Consider the following 13,946-nt stretch of genomic DNA (forward strand, 5'->3'; position numbering starts at 1 on the left):
TTCAACAATACAGGCTGCGGCGTATGGGCCCCGGCTCAAGGCCGGGGCGACACGCGCAGATATCTGCGTAGAGTCACTTAGGCATCGGGCCGATATACGCCGAGCTCGGCCGGATCAGCCGCCCCGTGCGCTGCTGTTCGCGGGCGTGTGCGGTCCAGCCGGCGGCGCGCGCCACCGCAAAGATTGGCGTAAATGCCTGGCGCGGGATTTTCAGCGCGTCGAGCAGGATCGCGGTGAAGAATTCCACATTGGTGTCGAGCGGCCGGTCCGGATTTTTCCGCTTCAAGGCGTCGCGGATATAGGCCTCGACTTCGCCCGCGAACGGCAGATCCATGCCGCCGCCGGCGAGTCGCTCGATCGCGCCCTTGAGCACGTCGGCGCGGGGGTCGCGCACCCGATAGACGCGGTGGCCAAAGCCCATCAGCCGCTCGCCGCGCGCCAGTGCGCTGTCGACCCAGGGCTTGATGCGTTCGCTCGATCCGATGGCGTCGAGCATTTCCAGCACCGGCTCCGGCGCGCCGCCATGCAGCGGCCCCGTCAGCGCGCAATAGCCGCCCGTCACCGCCGCAAACAGATCGGCATGGGTCGAGGCAATGACGCGCGTCGTGAAGGTCGAGGCGTTCATGCCGTGGTCGCACACCGTGACGAAATAGGCGTCGAGCGCCGCCGCTTCGCGCCCGTCGGGCTTGCGGCTGAGCATCATCGAGAGCGTGTCGGCGGCATGGCTCGCGGTCGGATCGGGCGGCACTGGATCGCTGCCCTTGGCGCGCTGCGCCAGCGCGCCTGCGATGACAGGAAATGCGCCGACAATGGTGGCCTCGTGCGTCAGTCCCGCTTCCGCGCGCAGCCCCGCGATCGCCGCGCGAAAACCATCGACGATCGACAGACCTCGCGTGCTTCCCAACAGTTCCGGCAGCCGGGCGAAGGCGCGTTCGCGCCCGGCGCCAAGCGCGGCGCGCACCGCGGCCTCGCCGACCGGCTGGCCGGTGCCGCCGCTCCATAGGCGGGCGGTAACTCCCTCGAACCCGGTCTTGCGCGCCAGTTCGCCGACGCGCTCGCCGGCAATGATCAATTCGCCGCGCTCGCCGTCGACATGGCTCAGCACGGTTTCCGCGGCGGGGACGCCGTCGAGGCCGATCGGGGTCTTTGAAAGCTGCATGTTCATGGTCGGATCTCCTTTGTGCACCGCAAAGGTCGGCCCTCTCGACAGATTGATCAATCTTGATTATGTAAATCAATATGAAAAAATCCGCCGGCCTTTATCTATCGGCCCGCGAGGCATCCGCCGAACTCGCGATCTCGCAGGCGACGCTCTACGCCTATGTCAGCCGCGGCCTGATCCGCTCCGAGCCGTCGGCCGATTCGCGCAGCCACCGCTACCGGGCCGAGGACGTCCGCACGCTGAAGGAGCGGCGGGCGCCGGCGCCGGAGCCGCGCGGGATGCGCAGTTTCGATGCGGATTTGCCGGTGATGGATTCGGCGATCGCGACCATCACCGAGGACGGCCCGATCTATCGCGGTGTCAACTGCGTCGATCTCGCCGAGCGCGATACGCTCGAACATGCGGCCACGCTGCTGTGGGACGTCACCGGCGTCGACCCGTTTGCATCAGATAATTGCCCGTCGATCTCGGATGAAATGCGCGCGGTGGCCGAGGCCGCCCGCGGCGCCAACGCGATCGATCGCGCCATTGCGGTGCTGGCGCTCGCGGCCGTTGCCGATCCGCGCGCCTTTACCCGCGCGCCCGAGGGACGCGCGATGGTCGGCGGCCGCATCCTGCGTCTGGTGGTCGCGACCATGCTGAACGCGAAGACCTCGCCGCAGCCGCTGCACCTGCAGATCGCCAGGGCCTGGGCGCCCGATCACAAGCACGCCGCCGATCTGATACGCCGCGCGCTGGTGCTGCTGGCGGATCATGAATTGAACGCTTCGACCTTCACCGTGCGCTGCGCGGCGTCGACCGGCCTGAACCTCTATGACGCGATGATCGCGGGCCTCGTCGCCCTGAAAGGTCCCAGGCATGGCGGCGCCGGCGTGCTGGCGGCGCAGCTGCTCAAGACGCTCGCGAAGGGCGACGTCGCGCCCCTGATTCGCGAACGGGTGGCGCTGGGCGAGCGTTTCGCGGGCTTCGGCCACGGCGTCTACAAGCTCGGGGATCCCCGCGCGCAGGCCTTGCTGGAGGCTTTGGCGCGCTCCGGCGCAGAGCGCAAACTGACCCACGAAATCCCGGAACGCATTGCGGAAGCGACCGGCGAATTCGTCAATATCGACTATGCGCTGGCGGTGCTCGTGCACACGCTGGGCCTGCCGCCGGGCCATGAACTGGTGCTGTTTTCGATGGCCCGCACGGTCGGATGGATCGCGCATGCGAGCGAGCAACTGCGCCAGGAGCGGCTGATTCGCCCGCGGGCGCGCTATGTTGGCCCTGCGCCTGGACGCGCCCGGCTTACTTGACCGGCCTGGCCGGCTCGATCACACCGCCGCCCTGGCGGCGGCGGATGATCCAGATCGCAAGCGCCGCAACCAGCGCACCGATCAGCACCGCGAGCACCCAGAGATGCTTGGCCGTGCCGTGATGATGCCCGAAATATTCGTGCAGCACGGAGATTGCGAATACGCCCGGCAGCACATGGGCCATCGCCCAGAGCAGGATGGCCGGAATATTCACGCCGTAAAACCGCAGCGGCGGCATGCCCAGCGCGCCCGCCGTGATCGGCACGAAGGCGCGGATCGGCGGCACGAAACGCGCAAAAAACACCGCAAGCGCGCCCCGGCTTTGGAAGAAGGCTTCGCTCTGCGCCACCACGGCAGGATAGTTCTTCAGCGGCCAGACGCTGAGAATCTCGCGCTGCGAGCGATGGCCAACCCAGAACGCGGTGCCGTCGCCGAGTGCGGCCCCGGCAATCGCCGCCGCCAGCACCGCCCACAATTTCAGTTCGCCGCCCGGCACCAGCGCACTCAAGGCGAGGATGATGGTCGATCCCGGCACCAGCGAGCCGACCACCGGAACGGCTTCCAGCAGGGCGGCGAGGAACAGCGTCAGGTAGGCAAGCCACGGATGGGCCGAGACAAAAGCGATCAGAGGATCGAGGAAGGAGGCCACAAAATTCCCGTTGCGGTCGCGTGGTTTGCCTGATGACCCCAGACCTAACAACTCGCCAAGGGGCGGGGAAGAGCCGTCCCGAGGCGCCGGTTCCGGGGCGGCTGGCCCGGCCACCCGGCAAAAGTACGGCGTGATTCGCAGGGCTGCCCTCCAAAAATCGAGTTCAGTGCCTATCTCAATGATAAGGCAGCGGAACTTTCATTGCGCGGCGGGCTTCTTCCGGCCGTTGCTCTCTGCTAGGTTCGCAGCCAGCACCCATCCGCAGCCATTCAACAAATCTGGTTTCGGGAACGCCCGGGACCTCGGAGGATTGATGACGACCGCCGCCATGAGCAAGAATACGGAACCCGTCGGTCTACCCGATATGAAGGTGTCGGTCCGGCAGGTCTTTGGAATCGATAGTGATCTCGAAGTGCCCGCCTATTCCGAAGTCGACCCGCACGTGCCGGAAGTCGATTCGGATTACCGCTTCGACCGCGCCACCACGCTTGCGATCCTCGCCGGTTTTGCCAAGAACCGCCGCGTCATGGTCACCGGCTATCACGGCACCGGTAAATCGACCCATATCGAGCAGGTCGCAGCGCGGCTTAACTGGCCCTGCGTGCGCGTCAACCTCGACAGCCATATCAGCCGTATCGACCTGGTCGGCAAGGACTCCATCGTCGTGCGGGACGGCAAGCAGGTCACGGAATTCCGCGACGGTATTCTGCCCTGGGCGCTGCAGCACAACATCGCGCTGGTGTTCGACGAATACGACGCCGGCCGCCCCGACGTGATGTTCGTGATCCAGCGCGTGCTGGAAGTCTCCGGCCGCCTCACGCTGCTCGACCAGAACAAGGTGATCAAGCCGCACCCGTCGTTCCGCCTGTTCTCGACCGCCAACACGGTCGGTCTCGGCGATACGTCGGGCCTCTATCACGGCACCCAGCAAATCAATCAGGGCCAGATGGACCGCTGGTCGATCGTCACCACGCTGAATTATCTGGCGCATGACGAGGAAGTCGAAATCGTGCTCGCCAAGGCGAAGCACTATCGCACGCAGGAAGGCCGCGACATCGTCAACAAGATGGTGCGGCTTGCCGATCTCACCCGAAACGCGTTCGCCAATGGCGACCTCTCGACGGTGATGAGCCCGCGTACGGTGATCACCTGGGCGGAGAACGCCGATATCTTCTCCGATATCGGCTTTGCGTTCCGCGTCACCTTCCTCAACAAGTGTGACGAGCTGGAACGGCCTCTGGTGGCTGAATTCTATCAGCGCTGCTTCAACGCGGAGCTGGCCGAGAGTTCGGTCAACGTGGCGCTCAGCTAGCCCATGCCAAAAATTTCCGTCGAGCGCACCATTGGAAAGACCAAGAAGGCGGTGCTCGGCGGATTGATCGGCTACAACACCGAGAAGATGGGGAAGCAGAAATACAAGCGCCTCGCCATCTCCTTGCGTGAAGGCGACAAGATCGTCGGCGGGATTGTCGGTGAGGTCTGGACCACGGTGCTGTTCATACAGTTGTTCTGGATGGAGCAGAAACTTCGCGGCAAGGATTTTGGAACAAAGCTGATCAAGGCGATTGAAGACGAAGCGAGACGGTTTGGGGCTACGCGGTCCTATCTCGATAAGATGAGTTTTCAGGCGCCGGGTTTCTACCGCGCCTGCGGCTATGAGGAATTCGGTTCGATCGACGGTTATCCTGAAGGCGTGACGCGCCATTGGTTCACGAAAGCGCTATGAGCACATCCAACTCCAAATTCCGCACCGGATCCAAGGAAGCGCCGACCGAGCCGTTCAAGCGCGCGGTGACGTCGTGCCTGCGCGCGATCGCAAAAGCCCCCGAGCTCGAAGTGACGTTCGCGGCCGAACGTCCGGGTCTCGCGCCGGGCAAGGCCCGGCTGCCCGAACCTGCGCGCAAGATGACGAAACGCGATGCCGCGATCGTGCGCGGCCATGCCGACTCGATCGCGCTGAAACTCGCCTGTCACGATCCAAAAGTTCACCGCAAGCTGATGCCGGGCAATCCGCAGGCGCGCGGCGTGTTCGAGGCGGTCGAGCAGGCGCGCGTCGAAGCGATCGGCTCGCGGCGGATGGCCGGTGTCGCGAAAAACCTCACCGCGATGCTCGACGATCATTTCCATCGCGGCAAATTCGACGAGATCACCGACCGCGCCGACGCGCCGCTGTCGGATGCGCTGGCGATGCTGGTGCGCGAACGGCTGACCGGCATGGCGCCGCCGGCGGCGGCGAAGAAGATGGTCGACCTCTGGCGTCCGGTGCTGGAAGACAGGATCGGCGCGCGCCTCGATCAATTGAGCCGCGTTACCGAAGACCAGGCCAAGTTCGGCGACCTCGTGCATGATCTGCTGTCGGCGCTCGACCTTGGCGACGACCGCAACGCCGATGCCGACGACGACGAGAACAACGAGGAGAATCAGGACGGCGAGAATGATCAGTCCGGCGCCGAAGGCTCGCCCGACTCTGACGCCGCACAGGAAATGAGCGCCGATCAGGCCCAGGCCTCGACCGACGAGATGTCGGAGAGCGCGATGGAAAGCGCGCAGGCTTCCACGTCAGACACCTTCGATGATGGCGAACTCGGCGACGACGAGACCCCCGGCGAGGCGACACGGCCGAATTCGCGCGGCGCCAACGAACCGCGCGGGCCGGAATATCACGCCTTTGCGCCGAAGTTCGACGAGGTGATCGCGGCCGAAGATCTCTGCGATCATGACGAGCTGGAGCGGCTGCGCAGCTATCTCGACAAGCAGCTCGCGCATCTGCAGGGCATCGTCGCCCGGCTCGCCAACCGTCTGCAGCGCCGCCTGATGGCGCAGCAGAACCGCGCCTGGGAGTTCGATCTCGAGGAAGGCATCCTTGATCCGGCGCGGCTGTCGCGCGTGGTCACCGATCCCTATCATCCGCTTTCGTTCATGCACGAGAAGGAAGCGACCTTCCGCGACACCGTGGTGACGTTGCTGCTCGACAATTCCGGTTCGATGCGCGGCCGTCCCATTACGGTGGCGGCGACCTGTGCGGACATTCTGGCGCGCACGCTGGAGCGTTGCGGCGTCAAGGTCGAGATCCTCGGCTTCACCACGCGCGCCTGGAAGGGCGGTCAGTCCCGCGAGGCGTGGCTTGCCGCCGGCAAGCCGGCCAATCCCGGCCGGCTGAACGACCTGCGCCACATCATCTACAAGTCCGCCGACGCCCCCTGGCGCCGCGCGCGGAAAAATCTCGGGCTGATGATGCGCGAGGGGCTTTTGAAGGAAAACATCGACGGCGAGGCGCTGGATTGGGCGCACAAGCGCCTGCTCGGACGTCCTGAGCAGCGCAAGATCCTGATGATGATTTCCGACGGCGCGCCGGTCGACGATTCCACCCTGTCGGTCAACCCGGGCAATTACCTCGAGCGGCATCTGCGCCACATCATCGAGGAGATCGAGACCCGTTCGCCGGTCGAACTGATCGCGATCGGCATCGGTCACGACGTGACGCGGTATTATCGCCGTGCGGTTACCATCGTCGATGCCGAGGAACTCGGCGGCGCCATCACCGAAAAGCTTGCCGAGCTCTTCAGCGAGACCCACGGCGCCGCACCCACGACAACACGCCGGCCACGCCGTCTGCATTCCTGAGAGTATGCGCGCACCGGTAAGCCGCCGTCGCTTCCTGAAAACTGCAGCGGCGGGGTTCTCGGCCGTGGCGCTGCCCGCCATCGCGCATGCGCAGACTGCGGTTCAGCGGCCGCCGAAGCCGGCTCCCCCGGATGAATATGCCGTCACCGCGCCGGTCTCGATCGAGGTCAATGCTAGGCCGCTGCCGTCGTTCGATACCCGCGACCGCTCCCACGTGCGGTTTGGCTCGCTGGAATATCGCAGCGGGTTGATCCTGACCTCCAGGTTTCGCGGCTTCGGCGGCCTGTCGGGGCTGCGGCTCGATGCCAAGGGCGAGCGCTTCATCGCCATCAGCGACAAGGGCGGCTGGTTCACCGGCCGCATCGTTTGCAAGGGCCGCGAGATGACCGGCCTCGACGATGTCGAGGCGTCGCCGATTCTCGGTCCCGATGGCAAGCCGATCACCGCGCGCGGCTGGTACGATACCGAGGCGATCGCACTCGATGGTTCTTACGTTTATGTCAGCCTGGAACGCGTCAATCAGATATTGCGGTTCGATTTCGCCAAGGGCTTTACGCGTTCGCTCGGCGAGGTGATGCCGTTGCCGCCGGCGGCGCGCAAGCTGCCGTTCAACAAGGGGCTCGAAGCGCTGGTGATAATGCCGAAGGGCTTTGCCTTGGCGGGGACGCTGGTCGCGATCTCCGAACGCGGGTTAGATGCCGGCGGCAACATCATCGGCTTTCTGATCGGCGGCAAGACGCCCGGTCAGTTCGGCATCCGCCGCACCGAGAATTTCGATGTCAGCGACGCGGTGTTGCTGCCTTCCGGTCAATTGCTGTTGCTGGAGCGCAAGTTTTCCATGCTCGGCGGCATCGGCGTCCGGATCCGGCGCATCGCGCCCAACTCGATCGCCCCCGGCGCCGTGATCGACGGTCCCACGATCTTCACCGCCGATCTCGGCAGCGAGATCGACAATCTGGAAGGCATCGACGCCCATGTGACCGACGAGGGCGATACGGTGCTGACGCTGATCTCCGACGACAATTTCTCGATGATCCAGCGCAACCTGCTGCTGCAGTTCACGCTGGTGGATTGAGGCTGCTTTCCTCCAGCCCATGCCGCCTGGCATCGCGCCGGTATCAAACGGTAGGAGGAGGGTTGCGCTGGCGGCGGGTTGAGAGGAAAGGGGCGGCTCGCTACAGAGGAGGCCAGCGTCCTTCCATTCGGTCCGGAAATTCCCCAGGAATCCCACATGAGCAACCTGTTTTCTCCGATCCAGCTGCGCGGCCTGAAACTCGCCAACCGCATCATGGTGGCGCCGATGTGCCAATATTCTTCGGTCGATGGCGACGCCAATGACTGGCACTTCACGCACATCAACTCGCTGGCGCTGTCGGGCGCATCGATCTTCTGCATCGAGGCAACGGCGGTCGAGGCGATCGGCCGGATCACGCCGGGCTGCCTCGGCCTCTACAACGACGCCAACGAGGCCGCGTTGAAGCCGATCCTGGCCTCGGTGCGCAAGCGCTCCAAGGCGGCCGTGATGATCCAGCTCGCCCATGCCGGCCGCAAGGCGTCGAGCCACACGCCATGGGACGGCGGCCAGCTGATCCCGGTTTCCGAAGGCGGCTGGCGGCCGGAAGGGCCGTCGGCGATTGCGCACAAGGAGAGCGAGACGCCGCCACTGGCGTTCGACGCGGCGGGGCTTGTCCGGGTGCGCGATGCGTTCGTCGCGGCCACCAGGCGCGCCGAGCGGCTCGGCATCGACGCCATCGAGGTGCACAGCGCCCATGGCTATCTGCTGCATCAATTCCTGTCGCCGATCTCCAACCAGCGCACCGATCAATATGGCGGGTCGCTGGAGAATCGCATGCGCTTTCCGCTCGAAGTGTTCGACGCAGTGCGCGCGGCGTTTCCGCACGACAAGCCGGTGGGCTTGCGGCTCTCCTCGACCGACTGGGTCGAGGGCGGGTGGGATCTGGCGCAGACCATCGAATACGCCAAGGCGCTGAAGCAGCGCGGCGTCGACTGGATCGACGCATCGTCGGGCGGCGTTTCGCCATTGCAAAAGATTCCGCTCGGGCCCGGCTATCAGGTGCAATTTGCGCAAGCGATCAAGCAGGCGACCGGCCTTACGACGATTGCGGTCGGCCTGATCACCGAAGCCAGGCAGGCCGAGGAGATCGTGGCCTCCGGCAAGGCCGACATGGTCGCGCTGGCCCGCGGCATGCTCTACGACCCGCGCTGGGGTTGGCACGCCGCCGCCGAACTCGGCGGCGAAGTGTTTGCACCGCCGCAATATTGGCGCTCGCAACCCTCGACGCAGAAGGCGCTGTTCGGCGCCACCACGTTCGGCACGCGGTAGCGGGAAATTTCGCGCGCCGCCGCGCGAATTTCTGCCCATTGGTTTCGTCATATCTCGGCCACACGCCCGGCGTGCTATGCTCTCGCTTGCGCGCGACAGACGCGTTTTGAAAAAACAGCGAGAGGACGCCCCATGGAGATCGGATATTTCACGATGCCGTCCCATCCGCCGGAGTGCGGGTTGAAGGAGGGTCACGACTGGGACTTGCAGACGCTGCGATGGCTCGATGAACTCGGCTATCAGGAAGCCTGGATCGGCGAACACCACACCGCCCCCTGGGAGCCGCACCCCTCGCCGGACCTGATCCTCGCGCAGGCGTTTCTGCAGACCAAAAATATCCGCCTCGGCCCCGGCGGCTTTTTGCTGCCCTATCACCACCCCGCCGAACTCGCCAACCGCGTCGCGATGCTCGACCATCTCTCCGGCGGCAGGCTGAATTTCGGCGTCGCGGCGTCGGGCCTGCCGAGCGACTGGGCGATGTTCAACGTCGACGGGATGAGTGGCCAGAACCGCGACATGACGCGCGAGGCGCTGGAGATCATCCTGAAAATGTGGACCGAGGACGCGCCGTGGTCGTACCAAGGCAAGTTCTGGACGGTGAACAAGCCCGACGTGATGTTCGACTTCCTCAAGCCGCACCTCAAGCCGCTCCAGGCGCCGCATCCGCCGATCGGCGTCGCCGGCCTTTCCAAGGGATCGGATACGCTCAAGCTCGCGGGCGAGCGCGGCTACATTCCGATGAGCCTCAACCTCAACCCGGCCTATGTCGGCAGCCACTGGGAATCGGTGGAGATCGGCGCCGCCAAGACCGGCCGCAAGCCGAACCGCCAGGACTGGCGGCTGGTGCGCGAGGTCTTCATCGCCGACACCGACGAGGAAGCCTGGCGGCTGTCGGTCGGCGACATGATGGGCCGGATGATGACCGAGTATTTTCTCCCCCTGCTCGGGCATTTCGGTTTCAAGGACTACCTCAAGCACGCGCCCGACGTGCCCGACTCGGATGTCACCGCCGACTATTGCGCCAGGCGCAACTGGATCGTCGGCTCGCCATCGACCTGCGCCGAGAAGATCGAGAAGATCTATCACGAGGTCGGCGGCTTCGGCACGCTGTTGGTGTTTGGCTTCGACTACAAGCACAAGCCCGAAGCGTGGCACCATTCGCTGCGGCTCCTGAAGCAGGAAGTGATGCCGCGGCTGAAGCATCTCGACGCGAGTTTGATCCGCGCGGCGTGATTGTTTCCCTCTCCACTTGTGGGAGAGGGTGGATCGACGGCGCGCAGCGACGGCGAGACGGGTGAGGGGTTCTATCCGCGGGCACTGAGTTCGCGGAGACACACCCCTCATCCGGCGCTTCGCGCCACCTTCTCCCACAAGGGGAGAAGGGAATTAAGTGCACCGCATCTCGTAACGTCGTCAATTCACCCCCGGCGGTGCATCCGTCGCCTTCACCTGCCAGAACCGCAGCATGCGCTGAGCGTTGTCCAGCGTCAGCCTGCTGTATTGCGCCTTGGCCTGCGCCAGTTCGTGCGGGCCGAGATGGCCTGAGGTGAAGCGGCTGTCGAGCACGGCGGCCACCGTGTCCCAGCGCAGGCCGGCGACGCGGCAGGGAACCAGCAGGCCTTCATCGCGCAGGCTCTGCATCAGCGGGCGGATGACGTCGATGCCGGAGCGCGACAGTTCGGCGAGCGCCGCCACCGTCTCCTCGTATTTGCGCTGTTTGGCAAAACTGAGCAGCGCGGCTTCGTTGAGCTGGCCGTTTTTCGCGAGCAGCGTCACGTAGCGCTTGGCGGCGGCAAAATCGCGCACGCGCGACATTTCGCGGCTGGCGCCGTCGGCGGCGGCCGCGATGGCGCCGCGGATTTCCTCGAACAGATGCGGCGGCGCGCGCGACAACAGCCGCGTGCGCACCGCTTCAGTGGCGTCGCGCAGCAATTGCCGCCTGAGCTCCGCCGGCAGGTCGATGCGGATGCCGGTCTCGATCGCCAGCTCCGGATCGTGCTCGGCCTGCGCCAGCAGCACCGCAAAACCGTTCGTCGAAACCTTGGCGCCGGGATTGGCGACCAGCTTGCGGCTGACGCTCGGATAATGCCGCGCCAGCAGCGCGTCGGTGACGATTTCGGCGAGCCACCAGCGGCCGGATATTGCGAGGAGATGCGCCTCGCTCTTGCTCTGCGCGAGCTCGACCAGATCCTCGGCCGATAGCCGCGCGGATTCGGTCAGCACGGGCGCTGCGACCGAAATATCCTCGTTGTGGGCGAGGCGGCGGATCACGGCATGCGGCGCCTGTTTCACCGACGCGAGCTGGCTGCTCATTTCGGCGAGCGCGATACGCGCGCTGACGTCGGCGATGGCGCGCAGCTCGATGGTCCTGATCAGGCGTTCGAGCACGTCGCCGAACAGCTCGATTTGTTCGCCCTTGAAGCCGTCGGCCGAGGTCAGGAACAGGTCCGTGACGCGGCGGAAGGTCTCGAGGTGTTTTTGCGCCGAGCCGGCCTTGACAGCCGCCTCGACCTCATCGGCGATGGATTGTTCTAGCATCGCTCGTCCTGAGCGTTCGAAGCCAATTCTGGCACAGGGGAAAAGGGTATGGGGAATAGCTGAACAGTCGGTAAAATTCGGGGTGTGTGTCGGGCCTCTCACCGTCATTGCGAGCGAAGCGAAGCAATCCATTGGGCGAGCTACTCAGTGAAACTACGGAGATTTGGGGTGCCGCGTTTGGCGACGCGCTGATGGGGAAGGTGGATTGGAGTGATTGAATCGCAGTTGCTCCCTTGATCACCCTCCAGGGGAGGGTAAGAAACACACACCTCCGCATTCCCGCGGCACGTTTCGCCCGGGTTGTTCAAATCGTTTGCCCCCAAAATCCAGAGGGCGCAGGGAATGCCGGATGCGCGCTGCACCCGCGGTCTCATGTGCGTTCTGTGCTAAAAAAGCTGCACATGAGCATACAGGGCAGCGGAGAACATCCGACATTCCCTGCGCGATGGCTTTACGGCTTATAACGCGCTCTCCCCGGTGAGACGGCCTCTATTGCCACCGTCACCCCTCGGAAGCGTTAGCTTCTTCAGAGCTTGACGCCGTTACGGGCGCCAGGACCACACGCTTTCACCGTACGCCTTTGCCGCGACCGTCAATCGCAACATCAGCGTCCACCGCATCCCCGCCCCTCGTTGTGACGATGGCCAACGCCCTCTGAGTGGGACGGGATGGCTATTGATGTGCAGGTGATTTGGGGTGGAAGGGAAGGGAAATATTTTTGATTTACGGAAATTTAGGGCTTGACATGGATTCTGAAAAACGGAAGTCGCGGTTTCGGCTTGTTTGCGAGAAGCGAGCCGCCCGAACGGTCGCTCCCTCCCCCCTTTGCGGGGGAGGGCGGGGGAGAGGGGTGGCGTCATCGGCGGTGTGTGAAGGGATCGTCTCGTCACCGCGTGCGCGGATCGGGCAACGGTTACACCGGCAGTCCCGCTGCCGCCACCCCTCTCCCTAGCCCTCCCCCGCAAGGGGGGAGGGAACGCACCGTTCGCTTGGTGCGCGCTTGCCTCACACCTCCGCCGGCATCTCCACCTGCTCCGCCTTCACCGGCATCGGCCACATCTCATACTTCTCCGGCAGATTCACCGGGCGATAATCCTTCACCTCAGCCATCCGCTTCACCACGGACTCATGAATGACCGCGCCTTCCGGAATCACCCTTGGCTCCGCATCCGGAATGTAAAACCCAAAATACACCTGCCGCTTCGGCCACTCCCGGTACTTCGCGCTCTTCGGCAGGAATTCGAGAATCCACCACGCGCCAACAAGCGAATTATGCACCTCGCCGCGCACATCAGGCGCGACATAGGAGAACGGGCTGTTCTTGCGCGGAATGCCCCAGGCGAGCTGGTTGACGTTGGCGTGGTTGAACTTGAGGCCGGATTTTTCGGCCTCGTCGATCATCCAAAGCAGCGGATATTTAGAGAGGCCGGATTGCTTTTCCGGATAGCCGCCGCCGATATCGGCGTGCACGCCTGAAAACCACACCTGCAGGATATCCTGCGGCGCGTCCTTGATGTCGTTGAAGCGGACGGGCTTGTAGGTCTGCGGCGCGTCCCACTTCTTCAGGCGGAACATGCAGCGCCGCTCGTCGATCGAGATCGCCTGGCGGAAAATCTGCACGCTCGGGTTCTGCAGCGTCCAGGCCAGTTCCTCCAGACTCGGCCAATAGAACCGGTCGGGCCGCGGCACGATCACGCTCGCCACCGTATCCCAGACGCCGACGAAGCGGATGACGGGCCAGCGCGCTGACGTGATGCGCGCGAACTGCGCGGCGTTGTCGAACGGCGAGGGCGGCTCGGCATCCTCGGCGGCGGCGGCGTCGACGCGCCCCCTGAATTTTTCGCGCAGCTTCGGCGCCTCGTCGCTGGAGAACGCCTTGTAGGCGATCAGGCCGCTGCCCGCGAGATTGGCCTGCTCCTCCGTGATCAGGCCGATCTTGTGGATCAGCCCCGCTAGCACTCGCACGGTGTAGGCGCCGCGGGAAAAGCCGAATAGGTAGATCTGGTCGCCCTCGCGCCAGTTCTGCACCAGGAAGCAATAGGCCGCCAGCACGTTGTCATCGAGCCCATAGCCGGTGGCCAGCCCCAGGATGGCGTTGAAATTCTGCCTGAACCGGTGCCACGTGTTCGGCCGCGCCAGCGTGCCGACGCCGGGATCGTAAAACACCAGCTGCCGCGGCTCGGTCTTCTCGGTCTTGCGCAGGCAGCGATAGAGCTTCAGCACATTGGAGATGTTTTCGGAAATCTCGTTGCCGGTGCCGTCGCAGCAGATGACGATGTTTCGCATGCGGTCTCGCCCGAGAATCGGATATGCTACTTCAACGAAGCATAACATAAG

General features: G+C 64.5%; 11 protein-coding genes. 7 read left to right on the top strand and 4 right to left on the bottom strand.

All coding sequences use genetic code 11. The features are described 5' to 3' along the window. Positions 1–73: 73 nt before the first annotated feature. Entirely contained in the window at positions 74–1,165 is a 1,092-nt protein-coding gene (locus JQ558_RS06510) for a citrate synthase/methylcitrate synthase (protein WP_212293144.1), read from the bottom strand. A 74-nt stretch (positions 1,166–1,239) separates the two neighbouring features. On the opposite strand from JQ558_RS06510, the gene JQ558_RS06515 reads away from it, so the two are divergent. Continuing rightward, positions 1,240–2,454 (top strand): citrate synthase family protein, encoded by a 1,215-nt coding sequence (locus JQ558_RS06515; RefSeq protein ID WP_212293145.1) that lies wholly within the window; start codon positions 1,240–1,242, stop codon positions 2,452–2,454. Here the strand turns inward: JQ558_RS06515 and JQ558_RS06520 are convergent. Continuing rightward, positions 2,447–3,103 (bottom strand): DedA family protein, encoded by a 657-nt coding sequence (locus JQ558_RS06520; RefSeq protein ID WP_212293146.1) that lies wholly within the window; start codon positions 3,101–3,103, stop codon positions 2,447–2,449. The genes JQ558_RS06515 and JQ558_RS06520 overlap by 8 nt on opposite strands. A 313-nt stretch (positions 3,104–3,416) precedes the next feature. Between JQ558_RS06520 and cobS the strand changes: the two genes are divergently transcribed. The 6 genes from cobS (at position 3,417) to JQ558_RS06550 (ending at position 10,304) form a co-directional block, all read left to right on the top strand. Further along, positions 3,417–4,415 (top strand): cobaltochelatase subunit CobS, encoded by a 999-nt coding sequence (gene cobS, locus JQ558_RS06525; protein ID WP_212209768.1) that lies wholly within the window; start codon positions 3,417–3,419, stop codon positions 4,413–4,415. Positions 4,416–4,418: 3 nt separating this feature from the next. Next, positions 4,419–4,829: a GNAT family N-acetyltransferase gene (locus tag JQ558_RS06530; RefSeq protein WP_212293147.1), complete on the top strand. Its 411-nt coding sequence runs from the start codon at positions 4,419–4,421 to the stop codon at positions 4,827–4,829. After that, a complete protein-coding gene (gene cobT, locus JQ558_RS06535; RefSeq protein WP_212209766.1) occupies positions 4,826–6,727 on the top strand; it encodes a cobaltochelatase subunit CobT in 1,902 nt (633 codons plus the stop codon). Before JQ558_RS06530 ends, cobT begins: the two co-directional genes overlap by 4 nt. A 4-nt stretch (positions 6,728–6,731) precedes the next feature. After that, positions 6,732–7,802, top strand: a complete 1,071-nt coding sequence (locus tag JQ558_RS06540; RefSeq protein WP_212293148.1) for an esterase-like activity of phytase family protein — start codon at positions 6,732–6,734, stop codon at positions 7,800–7,802. 156 nt (positions 7,803–7,958) lie between these two features. Further along, the gene (locus JQ558_RS06545; protein WP_212293149.1) at positions 7,959–9,071 is read left to right on the top strand and encodes an NADH:flavin oxidoreductase/NADH oxidase; all 1,113 of its coding nucleotides are present in this window, start codon (positions 7,959–7,961) and stop codon (positions 9,069–9,071) included. A 132-nt stretch (positions 9,072–9,203) separates the two neighbouring features. After that, on the top strand, positions 9,204–10,304 hold the full coding sequence (locus tag JQ558_RS06550) for an LLM class flavin-dependent oxidoreductase (protein ID WP_212293150.1): 1,101 nt from the start codon (positions 9,204–9,206) through the stop codon (positions 10,302–10,304). A 180-nt stretch (positions 10,305–10,484) separates the two neighbouring features. On the opposite strand, the gene JQ558_RS06555 is transcribed toward JQ558_RS06550, so the two are convergent. Both JQ558_RS06555 and JQ558_RS06560 read right to left on the bottom strand, forming a co-directional pair. Beyond that, entirely contained in the window at positions 10,485–11,609 is a 1,125-nt protein-coding gene (locus tag JQ558_RS06555; RefSeq protein WP_212293151.1) for a DUF2336 domain-containing protein, read from the bottom strand. A 1,005-nt stretch (positions 11,610–12,614) separates the two neighbouring features. Continuing rightward, positions 12,615–13,895, bottom strand: coding sequence for a DUF2235 domain-containing protein (locus tag JQ558_RS06560; protein WP_212293152.1), 1,281 nt, complete (start codon positions 13,893–13,895; stop codon positions 12,615–12,617). Positions 13,896–13,946 lie beyond the last annotated feature (51 nt).

The sequence above is a fragment of the Bradyrhizobium sp. AUGA SZCCT0160 genome (assembly GCF_018130105.1).
Taxonomy (GTDB): Bacteria; Pseudomonadota; Alphaproteobacteria; order Rhizobiales; family Xanthobacteraceae; genus Bradyrhizobium.